This is a genomic window from Thermodesulfomicrobium thermophilum DSM 16697, assembly GCF_059568695.1.
Genome location: NZ_JCANTW010000019.1, coordinates 1 through 20,938, shown reverse-complemented (window position 1 = coordinate 20,938; position 20,938 = coordinate 1). Strand labels below are relative to the sequence as shown.

18 protein-coding genes and 1 rRNA gene are annotated in these 20,938 nt (G+C 60.9%); 4 read left to right on the top strand and 15 right to left on the bottom strand.

All coding sequences use genetic code 11. From position 1 onward, the window contains the following. The first annotated feature begins 24 nt into the window (after positions 1-24). Positions 25-1,401: an HAD-IIB family hydrolase gene (locus BR00_RS11555; protein WP_496477753.1), complete on the top strand. Its 1,377-nt coding sequence runs from the start codon at positions 25-27 to the stop codon at positions 1,399-1,401. On the opposite strand, the gene BR00_RS11550 is transcribed toward BR00_RS11555, so the two are convergent. The 9 genes from BR00_RS11550 to BR00_RS11510 all read right to left on the bottom strand — a co-directional run bounded on the left by BR00_RS11550 (position 1,398) and on the right by BR00_RS11510 (position 11,258). Further along, the gene (locus tag BR00_RS11550) at positions 1,398-2,132 is read right to left on the bottom strand and encodes a metal ABC transporter solute-binding protein, Zn/Mn family (RefSeq protein WP_496477752.1); all 735 of its coding nucleotides are present in this window, start codon (positions 2,130-2,132) and stop codon (positions 1,398-1,400) included. The two genes, BR00_RS11555 and BR00_RS11550, sit on opposite strands and share 4 nt — an antisense overlap. Then, positions 2,129-2,950 (bottom strand): metal ABC transporter permease, encoded by an 822-nt coding sequence (locus tag BR00_RS11545; RefSeq protein WP_496477751.1) that lies wholly within the window; start codon positions 2,948-2,950, stop codon positions 2,129-2,131. Before BR00_RS11545 ends, BR00_RS11550 begins: the two co-directional genes overlap by 4 nt. Next, positions 2,947-3,564 carry an ABC transporter ATP-binding protein gene (locus BR00_RS11540; RefSeq protein WP_496477750.1) on the bottom strand — a complete coding sequence of 206 codons (618 nt, stop codon included), beginning with the start codon at positions 3,562-3,564 and terminating at the stop codon, positions 2,947-2,949. Before BR00_RS11540 ends, BR00_RS11545 begins: the two co-directional genes overlap by 4 nt. Further along, a complete protein-coding gene (locus BR00_RS11535; RefSeq protein WP_496477749.1) occupies positions 3,536-4,138 on the bottom strand; it encodes a class I SAM-dependent methyltransferase in 603 nt (200 codons plus the stop codon). Before BR00_RS11535 ends, BR00_RS11540 begins: the two co-directional genes overlap by 29 nt. A 12-nt stretch (positions 4,139-4,150) precedes the next feature. Further along, entirely contained in the window at positions 4,151-6,052 is a 1,902-nt protein-coding gene (locus BR00_RS11530; protein ID WP_496477748.1) for a TonB-dependent receptor, read from the bottom strand. A 131-nt stretch (positions 6,053-6,183) separates the two neighbouring features. Beyond that, positions 6,184-6,567, bottom strand: a complete 384-nt coding sequence (locus BR00_RS11525; protein ID WP_496477747.1) for a TraR/DksA family transcriptional regulator — start codon at positions 6,565-6,567, stop codon at positions 6,184-6,186. A 96-nt stretch (positions 6,568-6,663) separates the two neighbouring features. Further along, complete coding sequence (locus BR00_RS11520; protein ID WP_496477746.1) at positions 6,664-9,279, bottom strand: putative bifunctional diguanylate cyclase/phosphodiesterase; 2,616 nt, start codon at positions 9,277-9,279, stop codon at positions 6,664-6,666. Continuing rightward, positions 9,269-10,483: an HDOD domain-containing protein gene (locus BR00_RS11515; protein WP_496477745.1), complete on the bottom strand. Its 1,215-nt coding sequence runs from the start codon at positions 10,481-10,483 to the stop codon at positions 9,269-9,271. The genes BR00_RS11520 and BR00_RS11515 overlap by 11 nt, the downstream gene beginning before the upstream one ends. Before the next feature lie 106 nt (positions 10,484-10,589). Then, the gene (locus BR00_RS11510) at positions 10,590-11,258 is read right to left on the bottom strand and encodes a GntR family transcriptional regulator (protein ID WP_496477744.1); all 669 of its coding nucleotides are present in this window, start codon (positions 11,256-11,258) and stop codon (positions 10,590-10,592) included. A gap of 177 nt (positions 11,259-11,435) precedes the next feature. Between BR00_RS11510 and BR00_RS11505 the strand changes: the two genes are divergently transcribed. Beyond that, positions 11,436-12,689 carry a DUF401 family protein gene (locus BR00_RS11505; RefSeq protein WP_496477743.1) on the top strand — a complete coding sequence of 418 codons (1,254 nt, stop codon included), beginning with the start codon at positions 11,436-11,438 and terminating at the stop codon, positions 12,687-12,689. On the opposite strand, the gene BR00_RS11500 is transcribed toward BR00_RS11505, so the two are convergent. Beyond that, positions 12,649-13,344: an HAD family hydrolase gene (locus BR00_RS11500; RefSeq protein WP_496477742.1), complete on the bottom strand. Its 696-nt coding sequence runs from the start codon at positions 13,342-13,344 to the stop codon at positions 12,649-12,651. The two genes, BR00_RS11505 and BR00_RS11500, sit on opposite strands and share 41 nt — an antisense overlap. Before the next feature lie 87 nt (positions 13,345-13,431). On the opposite strand from BR00_RS11500, the gene BR00_RS11495 reads away from it, so the two are divergent. Beyond that, a complete protein-coding gene (locus tag BR00_RS11495) occupies positions 13,432-14,106 on the top strand; it encodes a Crp/Fnr family transcriptional regulator (protein WP_496477741.1) in 675 nt (224 codons plus the stop codon). A gap of 80 nt (positions 14,107-14,186) precedes the next feature. Here BR00_RS11495 and BR00_RS11490 read toward each other — a convergent pair whose 3' ends face one another. From BR00_RS11490 to BR00_RS11470, 5 genes are all read right to left on the bottom strand, one after another. Beyond that, positions 14,187-17,921: a pilus assembly protein gene (locus BR00_RS11490; protein WP_496477740.1), complete on the bottom strand. Its 3,735-nt coding sequence runs from the start codon at positions 17,919-17,921 to the stop codon at positions 14,187-14,189. A gap of 275 nt (positions 17,922-18,196) precedes the next feature. Then, positions 18,197-18,625, bottom strand: a complete 429-nt coding sequence (locus BR00_RS11485) for a hypothetical protein (RefSeq protein ID WP_496477739.1) — start codon at positions 18,623-18,625, stop codon at positions 18,197-18,199. Positions 18,626-18,656: 31 nt separating this feature from the next. Continuing rightward, positions 18,657-19,031 carry a type IV pilus modification PilV family protein gene (locus tag BR00_RS11480; protein WP_496477738.1) on the bottom strand — a complete coding sequence of 125 codons (375 nt, stop codon included), beginning with the start codon at positions 19,029-19,031 and terminating at the stop codon, positions 18,657-18,659. Between the two features lie 3 nt (positions 19,032-19,034). Next, positions 19,035-19,658, bottom strand: a complete 624-nt coding sequence (locus BR00_RS11475) for a PilW family protein (RefSeq protein WP_496477737.1) — start codon at positions 19,656-19,658, stop codon at positions 19,035-19,037. After that, on the bottom strand, positions 19,646-20,224 hold the full coding sequence (locus BR00_RS11470) for a GspH/FimT family pseudopilin (RefSeq protein WP_496477736.1): 579 nt from the start codon (positions 20,222-20,224) through the stop codon (positions 19,646-19,648). The genes BR00_RS11475 and BR00_RS11470 overlap by 13 nt, the downstream gene beginning before the upstream one ends. A gap of 493 nt (positions 20,225-20,717) precedes the next feature. Here BR00_RS11470 and BR00_RS11465 point away from each other — a divergent pair. Beyond that, a 16S ribosomal RNA gene (locus tag BR00_RS11465) occupies positions 20,718-20,938 on the top strand; the annotation flags it as partial.

Sequence of the window (20,938 nt, the reverse complement as noted above, 5' to 3'; positions counted from 1 at the left end):
GCAAACCTCAAGTGGAGTGGCCCCATGGATAGCCGCGTGCAGGAAAAATGTAAATGGCAGGAGCAATTGGATACGTTTTTTGCGCACAATCCTGCTCGCTTGCAGCATATGCGGGACGCCTCCCGCGTGGCCGCCGATGTGGCCGCCGTGCTCGGGCTTTCCCCCGTGGCCTCGCAGCAGCTTGCGCGTGCCGCCTTGGCCCATGACATCGGCTATGCGCCCGCCGTGATGCAGACCGGCTACCACCCCTTGGATGGGGCGTTTTTTCTGGAGGCGTGCGGCGAGGACCCCTGGATTGTGGAGGCCGTGCTGCGCCATTCCCGGGCTGGTGCGGGGGATCATCTCCCGCCTGCAATCCGGCAGGCCTACGCTGCGCGGGTGCCGCGTGCGGAGGCCGCGTGGTTGGTGGAGGCCACGACGCTGTGCGATTGGCGTGCCGCCGGCGTCGGGGGGCGGGTGAGCCTGGGGCAGCGGTTTTGGGATATCGTGGAGCGCCATCCGGGAAACGAGGCCAAGGCAAGGCGCGCCCAGCGTCTGGTGGCCGAGGTGCGCCGGTATTGGGCCGCCTGCATGGACGCCTGGGGGCTGCCGTGGCTGGTGTGCGACATCGACAATACCCTCCTCGTCCCTGGCGGAGAGCTTCCGCCGGCGGTGCAGGCGGCCTTCGCCCGCTACCTCGAGGCCGGCGGCCGGGTGAGCCTGGCCTCCGGCAAACACCCGGTGAGCACCTTGGCCCATGCCCAGAAATGGGGACTTCCCGGCTGGCACGTGGCGGCCAACGGCACCTGTGCCGTGGGGCCTGGCGGTGTGGAAGTGGTGGCGCACTTGCCGGAGTTTGCCGAAGACCTGGTGGCAGCCCTCAGCGCCTTGGGCCTGGGGGTGGCGGTGTACCGGGTGGCGGGCATCGAGCCCCGAGGCGCGTGGCAGGAGGCGTATTCCATGGCCTTTGCCCGCTACGGCGAGCTCGTGCCTGCAGGCGCCAGGCTGTCCGGCCCCATTCTCAAGCTCCTCGTGGTGCTCGAAGAAGGTGCGGCGCAGATCGAGGCCCAGGTGCGGCAGGTGGCCTCGGAGGCGGGCTGTGAGGTGTGCCGCAGCGACCGGCATTTTCTCGAGATTCTCCCGGCAGGCTGCGGCAAGGGCACGGCTGCGCGTTGGATATTTTCCCAGCAAGCTTGGCCGGTCTTGGCGAGCATCGCCGTGGGGGACAACGAAAACGACGCCCACCTCTTTGCCCTGTGCGGTTTGGCTGCGGCCGTGGCCAATGCCGCGCCCCGGACTCAGGCCACGGCGGATCTGCGCCTGCCTGCATGCGCCGATGCTGGGGTGGCCGCGCTCGTCGACATCCTGCTTTCGTCCGGGGTGCGCGGCGCCGTGGCGGAGGCGTCTGCGGGCGCGGACTAATCCTGCAGGGCGCGCTCCAGGGCCGCGGCATTGGCGCGCAGGACGTCGAGAAGACTTTGCCCTGGGCCGGGAAAGTTGGCGAGGACGATGCGTCGTGCGCCGGTGGCCTCCGCCAGGGCTTGGGCCTGGGGCATGTGGGCGTTGTCGAGGATAAATTCGGGGTGAAGCGTGGCGAGTCTGCCCAGTTGGGGGATGGAGAGGGGCTTGGGGCCGAAGGTGTCGCGCACCGTAAGGCCGGCGAGCTCGGCCCAGGGCGTGAAGAAGAGGTGGGCGATGCACGTGCGGCCTTGGGCGAGATGCCGCAAACGGGCTTGCGTCGCGGCCACTTCCGTGCGCCACTGGGCCACGAAGGCTTGGGCCGCGGGAGAAGTGCCAAGGATCCCGGCGAGGCGTAGCACTTCGGTTTCCACGGTATGCGGGTCGTAGGAGAGATGCAGGCGCACCACCTGCGCCGAGCTCCCGGCGGCCTCCAGGAGCTTGGCGGCAAAGCCTTCAAAACCGCCGAGCACCACCACCTGCGCTTGGCGTATAGCCACGAGGTCCGAAGGTTTGGGGTCGTAGTCCGGCGGGTGCTGGAGCCCTTCCGGGGCGATGACCCGCACCTCGGTGGCGCCGGCGGCGCGCGCCATGGCCGCAGCCCAGGAGGTGGAGGCCACGACGCCTTCAGCGTGGGCCGGCAGGGCCGCAAACACGAAAATCAGGAAGTAGAGAAACGGGATTCGGCATTTCATGAGCGTCTCCTTTGGGTGTGGGCGCGCACGAGGTGCGCAGCCAGGGTGAGGCCGCCTGCGGTGATGACGAGGATGGGCCCGGGCGGAACGTCCAGCACCAGGGCCAAAGCAAATCCCAAGAGATTTCCGGCAAGGCCTGCGGCCATGGCCAGAAGTGTCATCGATGTCAGGCTGGTGGCCATGGCTCGGGCGGTCAAGGCCGGCAGGATGGTGACGGCGTCCACGAGGAGCGCCCCGGTGAGGCGCACCGAAGCGGCCATGGCTACGGCCAGGACCGACAGGAGGATGATCCCCAGGCGGCGGGTTTCCACCCCGCTTGTCCAGGCGAGCTCCGGGTCCAGGAGGTAGAGGGCGAGCTGGCGCCGTCCTGCGCAGGCAAGCCCCAGCATCCCTGCCCCCACGGCGGCCAGAACCCCCACTTCGCCCCAGGACGCCACCAGGACCGAGCCCCACAGCAGGGCAAAGGCATCCGTGGCATGGACCCCGGAGGCCGCCAAGACGAGAAACGCCAGGGCAATGGCCACGGGCATGAGAAACCCCATGGCTGCGGCCGCGCTCCGTGGGCAGGGGGCCAGGGCGCCAAGCCCTGCCCCGGTGGCGGCGCACAGCACGATGGCCACGGCTCCCGGGGGCGCGCCCAGCCACCCGCCCACCGCCAGGCCGAGGAGGGCCGTGTGCATGATGGTGAAGCGCAGCGGATAGATATTGAGGGCCACGATGGCCACCCCTGCCACGGGCAGGAAAATCCCGCATACCACCATGGCTACCAGGCCGCGGAGCACTGCGGGCAGACTCAGGAGGCTCAAGAGGTCGGTCATGCGCTGCGAATCCTCCCTTGCGCCATGGTGAGGCTGCGGTGGCAACGTCTGGCCTGGGCCGGGTCATGGGTGACGAGTAAAAGGGTGACGGGAAGGGCGGAGAGGATCTCCCCCACCTCGTTCTGGCCGGAAAAATCCAGGGCTGCGGTGGGCTCGTCGGCGAGAAGGAGCCCGGTGCCGGCGTCCACCTGGCCGAGGGCTCGGGCCACGTAGGCCCGCTGGAGCTCTCCTCCGGAGAGCTGCGAGAGCGGCCGGTTTTGGAGCGCCCCAAGCCCCAGGCGTTCTCCCCACGCCCACGCCCGGGGATGGGCGAGGAGCTCCCGCAGTGGAAAGGGGATTTCTCCCCGCGGCGGGCGTTGGGGGATCCAGGCCATGGTTAGGGCCCAGGAGGCAGGACAGGGCCGGGGCTGCCGGCGGCCGTCCACGAGGATGCTGCCGGCATGCACCGGGGCAAGCCCCAGGATGGCGCGCAGCAGGGTGCTTTTGCCCGCGCCGTTGCCGCCAAGAAGGGCGACGTGCTCGCCCGGGGAAAGCTCCAGGCTGACCGCGCAGACGATCTCTTGGCCCCCGAGGCGGCAGACGAGGTCACGAAGGACAAGATGGCTCGGATTCACGTCGCGCCCGTGCCAGATAGCGGCCTGGCTGGTCAACGAGCTCGATAAGACGCAGCCCTGCTGCAGCCAGCATGGCCTCCATGGCGCCTGCCTCGGGGAGGACGTCTGCGGCCACGGCCCCGTGGTGGCCGTGGTGCCTCGCCAACTCTTCGCGGGAGAGGAGGTGGGCGATGACGAGGGTCCCCCCTGGCCGCAACACCCGGGCGCATTCCTGCGCCGCCTGCGCCTTATCGGGAAAATGGGGAAAGGCGGCAAAGCAGATGACCTGGTGGAAGGTGGCGTCCACAAAGGGGAGCCGTTGGGCGTCGGCCTGCACCAGCTCGAAGGCCATGGACTTGCGCGCCGCCTGCTGGAGCATGGCCATGGAAATGTCCACAGCCACCACGCGCACGCCGTAGGCCGCGAGATACGGCAAAAGCACCCCTGGACCGGTGCCTAAGTCCAGGACATGGGCGCCTGTCTCCACCTGCCAGCTCGGCAGGAAGGCTTGCAGCCGGGCCCGCGTCTCGGGAGGATAGCAGCGCGCCTCCCAGTCGTGGGCCCGGGCATCGAAGAATTGGCGCTGGGCATCCATGAGCGGCGGGCCCTAGAAGCGCAGATCGAGTCCCACCATGGCGGTGGTCCCGGGCATGGGGTAGCCCGGCTGGTATTCGTAGTCGGCGTCGAAGAGGTTCTCTGCGGCCACGAAGATTTCTCCCTGGAGGCGCTCCCATGTCCAGCCATACCCGAGACGGGCATTGACCACGGTGGAAGCGTCCACTTCTTTGGCGTTTTCCGTGCCGGCCCGCCGTGCTTGAGATCCCACGTGCATGGAGGAGACGTGCTGGCCGTCGATGGCCAGCCGCCAGTGCTCGAGGAAGCTCCAGGTGCCGCCCAAGCTGATGCTCGTATGCGGGGCGTAGGGCAGGTCCGCGGGCTCGGGGTCGAGGAAGGTGGCGCCGGCAAAGAGGCTCACGTCGTCCGTGGGCCAGAGGGTGAGCGCCAGTTCCAGCCCGCGCAGGGTGTATTCTTCGATATTGGCGTAACGGGGCGGGAAGGGCGGGGCCGGGACGATGACGTAGCGGTCGCGGCCGGCATCACGAAAGAGGGTGGCCTCGGCCCGGGCCAGGGTGCCGAAGTCGTGGCGCAGGCCCACTTCAAAATGGTCGAGCACTTCCGGGTCCAGGTCTTTCCAGGATTGTCCCAAGGCAGGCAGGACGGCTTGCGAGAATACCTGCACTTCAAGGCCAGGATAGAGCACACCGCGGGAATAGCCGGCATGCACCTGCGTGGGGCCGCAGCCGGCCACCACGCCGGCGTGGGGGGCAAGCCGGGCGCCCAGCTCGCTATGGCTCGTGAGGCGAGCGCCCATGGAGGGCGTGAGGAACCAGGATGAGGGATCGCCGAAGGTGTGGTGGATGGCCGCATACGGGGAGAGGATCTGGACCCCTGAGGTGTCCCAGTCGGACTCGGCGCCGTTTGCCTTGGTGAAATCCACGTGGCCGTCCATGCTGTCCCAGTCGAGCCCGAGGCGGATTTCCCCGCCCTCCCAGGGGACGAGGTTTTCCTGTGCCCGCAGACCCCAGGCCGCGAAGGTGCTGATGGTGTCGCGGTCCGGAGGGAGCTGCTCGGTCCAGGCCCCGTGGCCGCTGTTGGTAAAGAGCTTGATGAAGCCGCGGGCCTGAGGCAGCTCGTGGCCGAGGGTGAAGATCCCAAGCCCGGCGTGGGTGGCGTACGTGCCTTGTTGGGTGGCGGCTTCGTTTCCTTCTACGCCAGGATCATGGGCCAGATTGTCGGTATAGAGGCCAAAGGCGCTCACGTACCAGCCGGTGTTCCAGTCGTAGCGCGTATTGGCGTGGTACGCGGTGATGCGGCCGCCGGCGTCTTCGCGGTGTCCGCTGGAGCGGCGGAAGCTTTGACCGATGAAGTAGGCGAAGTTGCCGCTGCGGCCGCCGTGCTCCGTCTTTTGGATCACGGTGCTGGAGCTACCTGCCTGGGTCTGCAGGTGGGTGGTGAAACCTTGGTTTTTGAGGATGCTGGGCACGAGATTGACGGCCGCCAGGGCATTGCCGAACACCTGCGGCTGGGGGCTCTTGAACACCTGGATGCGCTCGGCAGGATCAATGGAGATGAGGTCGAGGAGCGGATGGTTCCACACCCCCATGAGGAGCGGTACGCCGTCAACGAGGGTTTTCACCTCCCCGCCGGGACGGCTGGAGCCAAGGCCGCGGATGAAGATGCCGCCGCCTTCGGCCCCGCCAAAGGCGCCCACCGGGTTATAGCGGGAGATGGTCACTCCCGGCGTGCGCCGCAGGGCAGTGGGGAGATCCACGGCGTTGAGGTCTTCCATCTGCTGTCGGGACACCACCGTAGAGCTGGAGGCAAACGGGTCTACCTGATTGGCTTCGATGATGGGCGTGGCCTCCACGGTGATGATGGGGAGCGTCTCCGCCCCGGCGGACGTGAGGCCGAGCGCACACACTGCCATAGTCGCAAGAAGTCGGCGCACAATCATCTCCTTGGATAAAAAAATATCGTTTAAGACATATTTTTATAAAAAAAGTATGCAAACAGGTAGAAAAATGCCGCCCTTCATGTCAAGCACGAAGGGCGGTGGCGGGGCGAATCAGATGGGTGGGGTTAGAGCCGTTGGGAGGCTGCAGCGCCGGAGTGGTTGCCCGTCACCTGTTGGGCTTCCAAAAGCGTCTGGCAGTGGATGCACAGCCGGGTGGAGGGCACGGCCATGAGGCGGCGCAGGGCGATGGGTTCGCCGCAGAGTTCACAGATGCCGTAGTCACCGCGCGCAAGGGACTGCAAGGCCTTTTCCAGTTCTTCACAGCGCCGCACCACCGCATGATAGCGGGCGAGGTCGCGCAGGGAGGTTTGGATGCGGTCCGCCTCGTCGGTCATGTCCGGGAGTGCCGTGGTCTCGGCCAGCCGGGCGCGCAGGGAGTCGTGTTCCTTTTGGGCGCGGTGCAGTTCTTGCCGCAGGGCCGCGGAGATGTCGGGGTGGAGCAGGGACATACAACCTCCTTGAAGTCGGGTGATGATGTCCGCTTCTGCCATGGGGGCGTTACCGGATGATGGCGCGTTGGTGACGTTTGGGCGGCGATGGATAGGTTACGGGGCAAGGCTTGGGGTGGAGAGAAGCGCCTCGGCCTCGGTTGCAGGCACAGGGCGGGAGAAGAGAAAGCCTTGCAGGAAATGGGTTTGGCTTTGGGCAAGGAAGAGGGCCTGCTCTGAGGATTCCACGCCTTCGGCGGTCACCTGGAGGCCGAGGCTGAAGGCCAGGGAGAGGATGGTGCGCACGAGGTTTTGGGTGGGCGGATGAGAGAGGGTGGCGACGAACGAGCGGTCGATCTTGAGGCTCGTGACCGGCAGCTGATGGAGATAGGCCAAGGACGAATACCCGGTGCCGAAGTCGTCGATGGCGATGCCGATACCCAATTGGCGCAGGCGCTGGAGAATGGTCAGGGCCTGGGCGGGGTTGGTCATGAGGGTGGATTCGGTGATCTCCAGGGTGAGCAGGTGTGGGGAAAGGCCGCTTGCCGCAAGCACCTGGCGTACGTGCTCGGCCAGATCCGGGGAGAGTAGCTGGCGCGTCGAGAGATTCACCGACAAGTGCACTTCGTTGCGGGTATTCCAGGCCGCGGCGTGCAGGCAGGCGCGCTCCAGGACCAGCCTGCCCAGGGGGTCGATGAGGCCCGTTTCCTCGGCCAGGGGGATGAAGACCGCCGGCGGGATGAAGCCATGATGGGGATGGTTCCAGCGCGCCAGCGCCTCGAACCCCCAGAGCGTAAAATGCGGAGGGCGGACCAGGGGTTGAAAATAGATGTCCAGCGGTCCGCCGCCTGCACCGCTTTCTTCCAGGGCGCGGGCGAGGTCCTGTTCCAGGGCGGCGCGGTGCGCGAATTCCTGGCGCATGGACGGACGAAAGACCTGTACGCGCCGGTGCTCTTGTTTTTTGCTGTGGGCAAGGGCGAGGGAGGCCTGACGCAGGGCCTCGTCGGCCGTGGTTTGGGGCTCCAGGATGGAGGCGAGGCCCCAGGCGGTTTCCAGCCGGGTTTCTTGGTTGTCCACCAGGTAGGGGGCTTCGAGGGCTTGGCGCAGCCGACGCTGGAGGCGGATGAGGGCGCGGCCGTCGTGGGGATCGTCCAGGAGGATGCCGAATTGGTTTTCCCCGAGCCGAGCAATGGCGTCGTGGGCGCGCACGTGTTCCTGGAGGCGGCGTGCCACCTGGAGCAGGATGGCGTCAGCCACGCGCTGTCCAAAGGAGATGGCGACCTGGGAAAACCGCAGGAACTCCACGAGAAAAACCACGGGGGTGCGCTTGGGATCTCGGTGTTTGGTCTGGATGGCGCGCTGGATAAAGGAAAGGAAGAGCTCTCGCTGGGGAAGGCCGGTGAGTCCGTCGTGGAGGGCTTGGTGGGAGAGACGGGCTTCCAGGGCCTTGCGTTCCCGGATGTCCCGGGCCACCACCATGATGCTGTCCCAATGGCCCTCGTCGTCCCGCAGCGGCGAGGCTACCAGCTCGCAGGCGATGGGTTCGCCGCTGTGGTGCACGAGCTCGGTTTCCACGGTGACGGGACTACCCCCCTGGGCCAGGCGTACCCGGGCAAGGACCTCTTCCGGGATGATGTCCGTGGCGGGCATGCCCGCGAGTCGGGCTGGGTCAGCGCCGAGCAGCCTGCGGGCGCTGGGGCTCACATAGGTGAGAATGCCTGCCTCGTCGATGGCGAGGGTGAGGTCGCGGGCGTTGTCTTCCAGCATGCGGGTGAGGCGCCGTGCTGCTGCCAGGGCTTCTTCCATACGGTGCTGCTGGGTTGCGTCTTCGAAGAGCAGAAGCACTTCGTTGGGCCACACCGGCACTGCTTGGCCTTGGATCCACCGCTCTTGGCCGTGGCAATGGCACGCGAGAGGACCAAAGGGGCGCGGCGCGGGCGACGAATCCGTCCAGAGCGTGGAGTGCTGGGCAATACAGGGGAATATCTGCGCCAAAGGGGCGGGCAGGGCATCTTGGGTGCAGCGGCCGTGGCGTCGGGCCGCGGCGTTGATGGCGATGATGTTGGGGGGCTCGTCGGGGGGGGTGCGGAGGATGGCAAGCCCCAAGGGCATGAGCTCGAAGCAGGCATGAAAACGGGCCCGCGCCAATTCCAGGGCCTGGTTGCGTTCTTCCAGCTCCCGGTTGGAGGAGCGGAGCATGCGGTAGAGTTCAAAACTCTCCAGGGTATGGGCGAGGTTGCCGAGGGCCACGCGAAGCAGGGTGAGCGCGCTTTCCCGGAGGTCCTCCCGGGGGCCCTGAAGCACCCCCAAAAAGAGTCCTCGCACGCGGGAACGGGTGGCGATGCCGTGGAGCACCAAGGTGGCGTCGCCGCGGGATGCGGTGCGGAAGATGACGTGATCGCTCACCAAGGCTTGCGCCACCAGGCGTTCTTCCCGGAGCCGTTCGATTTCTTGGGGGATTTCTTGGGTGATGTATTCCGGCCCCTGAACGAGGCGCATCTCGATGTCGGCGGTGGCTTCGTCGATGAGAAAAAAGGCCGTGGCCACCAGGGGGAGTACCTGGCGGAGCTTGTGGTCCGCCTCCTGGAGGATGGCATCGGCCGAGGCGTAACGGTTGAGGCTTTGGTGAAAGCAGCCGGCATCGCTCATTTGGGCGAGCACCGATTGGGCGAAGAGCAGTTCCTCTTCCAGGTGGAGGATGCGGGTCTGGAGCTGCTGGAGTTCACTCTGCATGGTGGAAAAAGAGGTGCATGACCTCGTCGATATGGGCGTCCAGTTGGGGCATGACCGTGTGGACGAAGCCTTCTCCCAGGCCGAGGCGTTCGATGGGCGCGATGTCCAGGGGTGGGAGGGCTTGGACGCCGCTGCCACCGTGGAGGCTTATGTGGGCCAGGGCATCGGCCAAATGCACGATGGCTGCTGCCGGGATGTCCGGGGCCTGGCCCGGGGCGTGGTGTAGGGCCACCGGCAGCGCCAGGTGATCCGGAAGTTTCCAGGCTTGGAGCACGGCAGCGGCCACTTGGGTATGGTCATAGTGCCAGAAATGCCGTTCGGCATCCAGAAGGCCATGGGGTCTGCGGGCTTCCAGGGCCAGTGGCGCCCGGGCGGAGTCTGGTTCGTGGGTGAGCATGATGAGCCGGCCGATGTCGTGGAGCATGCCATAGAGGAAGAAGGCCTCGCTTGCCGGCATCTTGGCCTGGATGGCCAGCAGCCGGGCCAGGATGCCGCAGGCGATGCTGTGGCGCCAGAACTGGGGCATGTCCAAGAGTTCTTGAGGAATGTGGGAAAAGAGCGAAACGAGGGAAATGCCGAAGGCCAGGCGGCAGAGTTGGTCCGTTCCCAGGAGGGCGATGGCCCGTGACACGGTCTCCACCCGTCGGGGGCCGGCAAAGGCCGGGCTGTTGGCTACCTTGAGCAGCCGGGTGGTGAGCCCGATGTCGTTTTGGATGAGCTCCGCCAGATAGCTGGCCGAGGCGTTGGGTTTCCCCAAGGCCTCGATGATGCGGGTAAAGATGTCCGGCAGTGAGGCCAGCTCGATGCGCTGTCCGAGCAGCTGGTCGAGGGGCGGTGAGGTGATTGCGGGCCCCTCTGGGATGGGCGGCGGCGCTGGAGGGAGCTCCCCGCGCTTGAGGATGCGGCTATAGTAGATGTGCGCCAGCTGCCGCACCAAGGGGTGGCGCGTGTCGTTGCGGGTAAAGAAGCGCTTGGTGGCATGTCTGGCGTGCTCGAGAAACGCTTCGGGCAGCGGCGGCGGTGTCTCTTGGGGGGAGGCGGAGGGGTGGACTTGGACGGTGTGCACCCCCCAGGTCTTGAAGGTACGCAGATGGGCCTCGGTGAGAACGGTCCCGGCAGCGGCCAGACGGCGACCATGAAGGTTGACCACATCCTCTTGAAGGACGTGCCCGGGCCGGAGCTGATCGATGGTGATCGCAGGCATGCCGCATCCTTTGCCGTGATGGAGGTTGCTACAAGATAGCTGTCCTTAGGCGAAAACAGGGGTCTTTCGCAAGCGATTTGGCGCGGGTGTTGCGCACGACAACTCCCTATTGCGTGGCAGGCATGGCAAAGAGGCGGTCAGCGTCGAAGTAATGGCCGCGCACGCATTGCGTATAGGCCTGGACGTCTTTGGCAGCGATGGCGCGAAAGAGCGCTTTGTGTTTTTCGATCTGTTCCGGAAGCAGGGAGGCGAGGTGATCGTAGTGGATGGCCACGTACATCCAGTAGTGGTTGCCCAGGCTGTTCCAGGCCTTGAGCAAACTGTCGCTGCCTGCGGCGCGGACGATGGCCTCGTGGAAGGCCATGTCGTGCAGGCGCATGGTCTTGGTGTCGTTTTGGAGGAAGCAGCGCTCCATGTCTTCCACGCAGCGCTCCAGGTAGCCCAGGTCCAGATACCGGCCGTCGTATTTGCCGATGGCCCAGCGCACGGCAATGCCTTCGATCTCAGTGCGCACTTCGTAATAGTCGGCGATCTGCTCGCGGGAAAGGGTGCGGACGCGGGTGCCTTTGTAGGGTTCGGTCTCCAGGATGCCCTGGGCGATGAGGTCCCGGATGGCTTCGCGCACGGCCCCTTGGCTGATGTTGAGCTCGCGGGCGAGTTTGGATTCCACGACCTTCTGGCCGGGCAAGAGTTCGCCGCGCAGCATGGCGGCCATGATGTATTCGGCCACCTCCTCGCGCAGGACGCGGCGTTTGAGACCATGGTGTTCGCTCATAGAGAACTCCCTTCTCGATTATAGATAAAATTTCCACGGCGGGCGGTCGGTTCCTATTCCTTTGTGGCGGTTGCGTCAATGCGCTTCGGAAAAAACTCGGAAAAGCAGGCATTGACCCTGGGCGGGGGGGGCTGTAGCGCAACCCTGCGTGGATTACCCAAAGCCCCGTGATGAGAGATGCCTGCGACCCTGACCCTTGTTTTCGTGTTTGCCGTGCTGCTCGGCGGAATCCGTGCGCGGCTGGGCCTTGCGACCTCCATCGTGGGGGCAAGCTTCGCTTTGGCCATGCTGCGGGGGCTTTCGTGGCTGCAGTGGCTTGGGGCACTCCCGGCGGCCCTGCTTTCCCGGCAAACGGTCCTTTTGGCCGTCATGATCACGGTGATTCTCGTCTTCAGCTCCGTGTATGCCGCCTCCGGGCAATCGGCCCGGTTTTTGGCCGCAGTGCGCGGCCGCATTGCGTCGCCGGAGCTTCTCGTCACCTTTTTCCCTGCCTTGATCGGCCTTTTACCCATGCCGGGCGGGGCGATCTTTTCCGCTCCCATGGTGGCCCAGGCCGCGGCGGATCTCGAACTATCTCCGGAAGATCAAAGTTTGATCAATTATTGGTTCCGACATGTGTGGGAGTTGGCGTGGCCGCTCTACCCAGGGATCATTCTGGCGGCATCACTGGCTCACATGCCTGTGACGGAAGTCATGGCCTTCATGTGGCCCGGTCCCCTGACAGCCATGGCTTTGGGCTGGTGGTGGATCCTGCGTCCCGTACGATCCCGAGGAGGGTGGAGACGGTTTTCCCAAGCAGGAACACCTGCCTCTGGCCTGCTGGATGGTCTGCCTTTGGCGGTTGCCATCGGCGGGGCTGTGGTCGGCGAATGGGGGTGCGCCCGGCTGCTTCCGCACCTGCCCATGGAGTGGGCTGTGGTCGCGGCCATGGTTGTGGCTACAGTGGTGAGCCTGCTTCGGTCTCAGGGGCAGTGGCGTACGATCCTGCAGGGGGCGGCGAGGAACAATATCTTGGCACTTCTTGTCGTGGTGGCCGCAGTCTTCGTGTTCAAGGAGGTCCTTGCCCGCGGACAGGTGGTGGACGCTTTGGCCGCAGAGCTTGGGGGTGGAGGGGCGGTGGTGCTCCTGGCCGTGGTGCTGCCGTTTGCCGTGGGCGGCATCTCGGGGATTACCATGGCCTTCGTGGGGGCGACGTTTCCTCTGCTCTTTGGGCTTGCGGTTTCTACCGGGCAGCAGGCGCAGATCCCGGCCCTGCTCTGCCTAGGACTCTATAGCGGGTTTGCCGGAATCATGGCCTCGCCCATGCACATCTGCTATTTGGTGACGTGCCGCTATTTTCGGGTGGACCCGGCGCGTTTGCTTCCCCGGATTGTTCTGCCGAGCCTCATGTTTATCCCCGTGGGATTGGTGAGTTATCTGGTGCTGGCTTGATGGGGCTTTCCAGCAGCGCCGCCAGCTCCATGGGGTGATGGATGATGGTCTGCGCCCCGGCGGCACGGAGTTCCGCCTCCGGCCGGAACCCCCAGGTCACCCCCACGGCGTGCATGCCCACGGCGCGGGCGGTAAGCATATCGACGTCCGTGTCTCCCAAATAGAGGAAGCCCTCGGCCGCGATGCCCAGGTGCTCCATGATGCGGCGCGGCCCTGCGGGATGGGGTTTGGGCGGCGTGTGCGCGTCCATGCCACGCATCACGGCGAAGGGCCAGGACGCGAGGTAGGCGTGCATACACTGCTCGGCGAACTCCTGGGGTTTGTTGGTGAGCACCGCCATGGCGAGCCCTTGGGCGCAGAGGAAGTCCAGAAGTTCCGGGATACCGGCATAGAGCCGGGTATGGATGTTCCACGCCTGGCGGTAGCGCGTAAGAAATGCTTCGAGCACCTGGCGGCGCAGCCCGTGCGGCGCATCGGGCGGCAGTGCCCGGGCGGCGAGCTCTGGCGCCCCGCTGCCCACGAAATGTCGGTAGGCCGACACCGGGTGTGTGGGAAGACGGTGCTCGCTCAGGGCGTGATTCATGGCGTGGGCGATGTCCTCCAGCGTGTCGAGGAGGGTTCCGTCCATATCGAAGAGAACAGCTTGAAAAGGCATGATCAACCTCGTGTGAAAATGATAGCTCCCGGATATCCATGTCGGGCCGTGCTGTCGAGCTTGAGACTGTCAGTCGTGGAGGGGTGTATGGAGTGTTTGCAAGTCGTTACTGCGTCCAGCCTCTTTCAAGGGCTTCCAGAGGCGCAGGAGCTCGCCGCCGTGGGGCAGGTGCAGCGCTACACCAGGGGAGAATGGCTCTTTGCCGAGGGAGACCCTGCGGAGGGGTTTTTCGTGGTAGGGCGTGGCCGCGTGCGGGTCTTCAAGACTGCATGGGATGGTCGGGAACAGACACTGCATATCTTGGGCCCTGGAGAGCCTGTGGGCGAAGTCCCGGTCTTTGCGGGCGTGCATTTCCCGGCTTCGGCCCAGGCCCTCGAGGATGCGGAAATGTGTTTTTTCCCGCGAGCGAGCTTGCTCGCGGCCTATGCCCGAAATCCTGCCCTCCCCATGGCCATGCTGGCGGTGCTGGCCCGCCGCTTGCGGGAGTTTACGGGGCTTATCGAAAGCCTTTCCCTCAAGGAGATGCCCCAGCGCCTCGCTGCCTACCTCGTCCACCGTGCCGAGAGGGGCCGCCGGGCCGTGCGGCTGGACGTGGCAAAAGGCACCCTTGCCACCATTCTGGGCGCAAGCCCGGAGACCCTTTCCCGCACCCTGGGGCGCTTGGCCGAAGCTGGAGTGATCAGCGTCCACGGCCGCACCATCACCCTCCACGACACGGAACGGCTCCTTCGTCTGGCCCAGGGGGTGGAAAAATTGGGGTGAGCGTGATGTTCTGTGCCCCTGAAGCCGAGAAGCCCACGCAGGGAGCGTGGGCTTCTCGGCTTCAGGGAAATGCGTTCTGTTTAGTTGACGAACTCACTTTCTCGGGTGGGAAGATCGAATTCCCGTGTATTGTCCCAATACATCACGGGGTTTCTGTCGGTTGAGGAATACACGTCGACACCAACCGGGCCGACGAAAATTTTCACCCCTGTATCTGTGGTGAATTTTTTGGGTTCTACCGGCAGGCCCGTGCCGATATCGACAAATGTGTCGTAATTGTTGTCCCCGAATACCGCCTGGATATATGCCGTGCCTGTTCTATAATATACCCCATAGAGCCGCACGTTTCCTTCGACAGCGCAATCGGTGATTTGGTAGTTTGGAATGTATGATGTAAAATAAATGATTCCTTCGGATATAAGTGGTTTATTGACAACACGCTCCAGAGCGTGTGAAAAATTTAAGCGCCATCCAGAAGCATTCTCTGCGCTTGAAATGATCGTCTGGAATGATGTGTCACTCGTTGTGTTGTCTATGGTTACTGCAGCGCTATTATATAGTGCATCTTTATTTACGACACCCCAAGTCAATGTGCCGTTGGCGTCCGCTGGTTCACGAATCCCGTAAAAAGACATGTATTTTTCTTGGAGAATATCGTCTTTGTGGAAATATCTCCCTGTGCCAAAGTAGACCCACGGGCGCTTATTGGTGTCGATACTGGTTTCAAATCCTGATGTTACAGGCTGGTCGAGGCTGATGAGCGTCGCATTGCCTATCCACTGGCTGGTATCGTTGGTGTCTTTGGTCAGGAGGCGGCGGACCGTGCCCGTGGCATTGGTTTGGTCGCCAGCCACGGTCCCGTAATAGACCACGTCCATGTTGATGGCGCCGGGAAAGTCGATTTGTCCCTGCGCGAGATCGAGGTCCACCGCCCAGGGATCGGTAATGAACGAGGCGGACTCTGTGGTGGCGTAGTGGGTGGGCGTGGTGGTGAACTGGCCGGAGGAATTGAGGAAGCGCAGCTCCTTGTTTTGGACGAGGGCGTTGAGGTCCACCACGAACAGCTTCCCTGTCTGGTCGCTGGTGGGGATGGTGAGGCGGGTGGCCGCCGGAGTCCCCGCGCTGTCCGCGGGCCCGGAGCCAAAGACGAGGTACCATTGGGACGCATTGGTGGCGTTGGCGACCGGGACAAAAGCCGGCAAGCAGGTGGTGAAACCAAGGCCAGGGGCGGTGATTTCTGCGATGGGGGTTGGCGGTTGCTCGGGATCGGTGACGTCCATAATGACGTAGGCGGATCGCATGAGGCGGTCCGAGGAGTCGAGGTTGTCGTTTTTGTTGACGTCGGCGTACACGGTGGCACCGCCAAAACGCATGCCTGCCACTAAAAGCGTGCCCCAGCCATTGGGATGGGTGGTGGAGTCGGGAAAGACCCGGGCGTCGAAGGCCACAGGACTCAAATCCATATACGCGCTATGGATGTCTGGGCCGTAATCTTTATGCATGAGCCAGTAGAGATGTGGCAGGAGATTGTACGGAACGTATGCCCAAAGCTCTTGGCCGATAGCAAAGGATGTTTCTCCGCTTTTGGAAGTGAGTATTTGTTTGTTGGAGAAAAATCCTCCGTTGAACGCATGCAGCATCCCGTCGTTAGCGCCAACATAGATCACTTCTCTACGGTTTTTATATTTTTTGTAGAAATCGAGGTATGTCGAATCTTGGTAGAGTTGATGGTAAAAGCCACTTGGTTTGTTGACCACTGCAGGAGTGGAGTAAATGATATCGCCAAGGCGCCACGTTTTAGTCGTTCCGTTTTGAGTATAACTTCGTGATCTCGTCGCGAGCGTGTATCCAGATACGGTGACGTTACCTTGGTCTTTTCCGCGGATGAATTCCACTTGTCTCCGAGCGAGCTCTCCAAAAAGACTTGACTTTGCTGAAGCAGACAAATTCTTGATAGCACTTGGAGCATCGTCGAAAGACGGATAGAGCGTTAGATACGAATAGAATTTGCTCGTATCTGTGGTATCGCTTGGATTGGAAAGAATCTCGAAGTTTTGAATTTCTCCAGTATCGGCGATACTATTGTTGTTTGCGTCGGCAAAAGTAATGATGTATCGATTTTGTGCGGTGCTATTGTATGTAGATCTTTGCATGACGACCGAGGCGTCTGGAATGTTGTTCAGCCACGTGGACGCACGCCACACGAAATTGATGTCTTCGAGTTTGATCTGAATCCCGTTGCGGGTGATCATGGAGCTGTTGACCTCGAAAGTAATATTTTTGTCGGTACTATCGAGGATGAAATTGGCGTTGCTGTCTTCGCGAAGCTGTCCCGAAGAATCCAAAAAGTAGGTCAGGATATCGCCGGCCCATGGAGGTGTGGTCATGGTGCCATTGGTAGGCGGGTAAAAGATGGCGGAATACATGGTGGTGCTGGAGGAGGTGCGGCCCATGGCGGCCGCGGTCCCGGATGCCGTTGGCGTGGATGCCATTTGCAGGGCCGTGGTGATGGCCGCTTCGAGTTCTTGTCCGGTTTCCGCCTCGAAGTAGGCATCGGGGAGGCCATTGCCGTCGGTGTCGTACTCCGCGGCGAGGTCAGGAAGATTGTTTCCGTTGGAATCTTTGAAATTTCCGTATCGGGCCGCGTCTTTGAGGAGATTGCTTCCGGAGCCAAACGCGAAGACCGTATAGAAATCAAAGGATTGTTGTCCAGGAAAGTCAGAACGTAAATCCGTTGTATGACCATAGTAGGCCACATCGATCAAATAGGATGATCCATAACTGCTGAAACTATAGCTATGTGGCTTGGGGTTGACGATATCTTTTATCGAAGATGGGATGTTTTGGTCTTGTGTGCTTTCACCATCGGTGATGAGGATGACACTTTGCTTGGTACAGTGTGTTGTATCGCTATATTCAGAAAAATAATATGGGTCGTATTTTGTTCCTGTTGTGTAGGAAGATGTCCCGGAGTATCTTGGCCCGTTGTCACTTTGTGTCGTATCTTGTTTGATGTATCCGGTTACTGTGTAGAGTGCTTCGGCAAGGGGTGTCCATGTGCTTGGGTATACATCTCTAATAGCGTTGTACACATCTTGAAAGTGTGTGTCTCCAGAGCCCATGTATTGAGATATGTGTGCGCCTTGAGTTGTATTGTAGAAAAAAAGGGCAATTCTCATGGAATTTTTGAATTGATGGAGGACGCCATCCTTAATTTCCGTAGAGTAAAGACGCGCGCGGCGTGTTATTGTTTTGCTGCCGTAGTAGATGACAAGGTTGTTGTCGTTTGATTCATGGTCAAGGGTGAGGTCGTAATGATATGGGGTCATATGGCGTGCGTTGCCATTGAGATCTGTTGTTGGTGAAGAATCGTTATATGTGAATGATTGGACTCTTCCGTTTGAGTCGGTTGGCTCTGTCTCATAGAGGCTTGAAGTATATTTTCCGCCAATAAGTATTTTCTTTGCCACATCGATGCGATGCATTGTTGCCCAATTGAGAAAATTTCCGTTCCAATCTCCAGATGAGTTGTCGAGATAAAAATATTCTTTTGATGTATTATATCTGTAATAGGATCGTGGATCAAAATATCCATAGTACTCTTTTGATGGGTCAAAATCTTCTGTATATGCGCGCCCAAGCATGCTTCCTGAGTTGTCCAGTATGATTGTTGTCGATGGCTTTTCTTCTTGGGAAGAGAGAAGTGGCGGTATCCATACAAAATCTTCCGCTTTGTAGGCAAAAGATGTGCTTGGGAAAAGTGCGATCACGGAGAAGAGGACGCTACTCACACAGAATATAGACATGTTTCGCATAGTGTTCTCCTTTGGGGGTTGTGCCGCACTCGACTTCGCAATAGGCGCCGTCCATGTAATCTTGGATATATCCGGGAACTCTTCCGCAATCAAAGAAGCGTGTCGACCTCATGACAGGCATGGTGGCATTGGTTGTTGGCGATTGGAGTATCCAATGGATGCCTTGCTTTTTGATTTTATAGATTTGTTCTTGGCATATATTGTCTGCTGCATATGCTGCACTGTATATCATTATAGCCAAGAAAAAAAACATTGATTTTTTCATGCCTGCATCCTCAGCGATAGTATTTTCTTGTGCGTTGATCGATCCGTGCGCGGCTAGATCTCGTTCCTTCGTAGCAGGAAATGAAGATGAAGTCGCAATGTTTTCCTTCTGCACGCGCACCTGTGCTTTCTCCAGCAGCGGATCCACATGGTTCAATAATCGCTCTGGTAATAGCCACAGATGTGTTCATATTTACCAAAGATATCCAGTCTGTCTTATTGGCCTCTTCGCAGGTCAAATTCCCGCTGAGTCCCAATATCTCATCTCCTTGATCCGATTGGAGTATCGCGGTCGCTCGTCGGATTCCGGTTTCCGCAGTAAAGAAAGCGTGCTTCGCCATGCGATCGTTGGCTGCGATCATCACATTGGTGTCTGCCACGTCAACCACCATGTAGCCCAAAGCGCCAAGAATGACGAGCACGATGAGTGCAATAACCATGCTGACGCCACGTTCCCTGTGTCGAAGTGTGTTATCGAGTCGCATAGGTAAAGCTCGTTGAACGGTTTTGTCCAAATATATTCCAGGAAACAGTGCAGGTAACGGCGCAATCGGAGCAATTGGTTGTAGTGCTCCCTTCGGAGAGGGTGATGTTGGCCGATGCGCACGCGATGGTATAATCGACGTTGTCGAGAGTAGTGTTTGTTGTGATCGGCAGCGGCGTCGCTGACGTCAAATTTTCCAGCGTCTGCTCCAAAAGGAAGTTGGCCTGTGTCTCATAGTATGCGCGGCTTTCTTGCCACGCCCCCTGGGAGAAAAGCTTGGCAATGGCAAGGAGACCGATGGCGAGAATGGCCGCAACCACCAAGAGCTCGACAAGTGAAAAACCGTGATTTCGTGTTTCCATAGGCTACTGCAAGTTACGCACGAGCACTCGCGTGCTCATGGTATGGTTGGGGATCCCCATCGCAGCGCGATTGGCAGATGGCACAGCGGTGGCGTTGATTTCGACCATGCGGATCGCATCAAGATTGCTGTTGGGATCGGCAATGACATTCCCGTTTTCGTCAAAATAGGTAAACTGGAGGTCGCCGATATTGATGGCAAATGGCTGCCATGAAACAGCGCCTGCGCTGGCGGTTTGGATTTCAGCGTCTGCCGCATTGAATCGGAAGGTGATGATTTCGTCGTCAGAGGTGTCAATGGTCCCATTCCCATTCATGTCGCGGGTGCAGTTGAGGTATGTGGTATTGGTTGGGGATCGGAACCCCGTCAGACCCGTGGTCGCGCTCATATTGGGCGAATATCCGCACATGCGGATGCTGTCGGTCATGATGACCATGGCGGACAGGAGTTCCTGCTGCATGAGCGCGGTTTCTTCTTGGATGAGCGCTTGGCGGTTGTGGGTTTGGAACAGATTATAGAGGGCGGTGCCTAGGATCCCCATGATGGCGAGCACCACGAGGAGTTCCACCAAGGTCATGCCGCGAACTGCCGTGTCTGGCGTGCTATGCTGTTGGTTTATGGCGTCCATTGCGTACCTTGCCATTGTCGGACGAGCATGGAGCCCGAAAGGCTGCGGGCGGAGACAGCCATGGTCGCCCCTGTTCTGTCCTGGAGGTAAACGGTTCCCAGGGAGCCGGAGATGCCGCCGCGAGGGGTGAAGACAAAGCGGCTGCCTGGAGGGAGGTCGGAAGTAGAATTGGAAAAAGTGGCGCCGCTCACCGTTTTTGTGGCCACGCCGTGCCCGAAGTCGATGCCGCCTTGCAGTTCATCCAGGGAAAACCGCCGGAACATCTCGTTGTCGCCTTCAGTGGCCCAATTGTTGTCAGGACCATCTTCGGTATAGACCGAGCACGTTCGGCCGGCAGCGTTGAAGACCACTGCAACGTTGGTATTTCTTTTGATAGCCTCCATGCGCGCGAGTTGGCACAAGCTGATGATGGTGCGCGTTGCCCGCTTGAGGTTGCTGTAGGGCAGGTAGGTGGAAAGCGCCATGGCGGATAGACCCATCAGGATGCCAATGATGGCAAGGACCACCACGATTTCGACCAGGGTGAATCCGCGGGGGCGGGAGGAAGATGTAGTGAAAATATACATAATGGCGCTCGATTGAAAAAACATGGCTCCTTTTTTGTGTTCCGTATCCTTTTGCTGTATCAAAGGCAAGGCGATATTGCGCCGACGAGGGAGTCTTTTGGGGCATGGCCGTTTATTTTCTGTTTGAAAAAAGGAGGTTCTTCGAAAAGTCTGGGGATGCGAATTTTTCTTCTTGACTTTTGTGCGGGTTTTTCTCTAGAGGCTGTCTTCCCGCGGGCGAGAGGTTTTCGTTCGTGGGTGTTCCTTGAAAGTCGAGTGGTTTTTTGTTGAGGGCGTTGAAAAAAGTCCTTGACAGCGAAGGGTGGTGCTCTGTAGGGGTGCGTCCCTTCGGGAGAGGGGCCTGGTGGCCCTGAGAAAAAACTCCTTGACAGGGGGTTGGGTGTCTCGGTAGAGGCGCCGACCTCGCGCCCGGAAGGGCAACGGTCTTTGACAAATAAATAGCGAGAAGAACCAAGGTAAGGTTTCTACGGCAACTTGGTTGCCTTGACGTTTCAAACTGGAGAGTTTGATTCTGGCTCAGAATGAACGCTGGCGGCGTGCCTAACACATGCAAGTCGGACGCGAACGGGGCTTCGGCCCTCAGTAGAGTGGCGCACGGGTGAGTAACGCGTAGGTAATCTACCTCTGGATTGGGGATAACTCTGCGAAAGTGGAGCTAATACCGAATGGTCTGGCTTTATTTCGATGAAGTCGGTAAAGGATGCCTCTGCATAT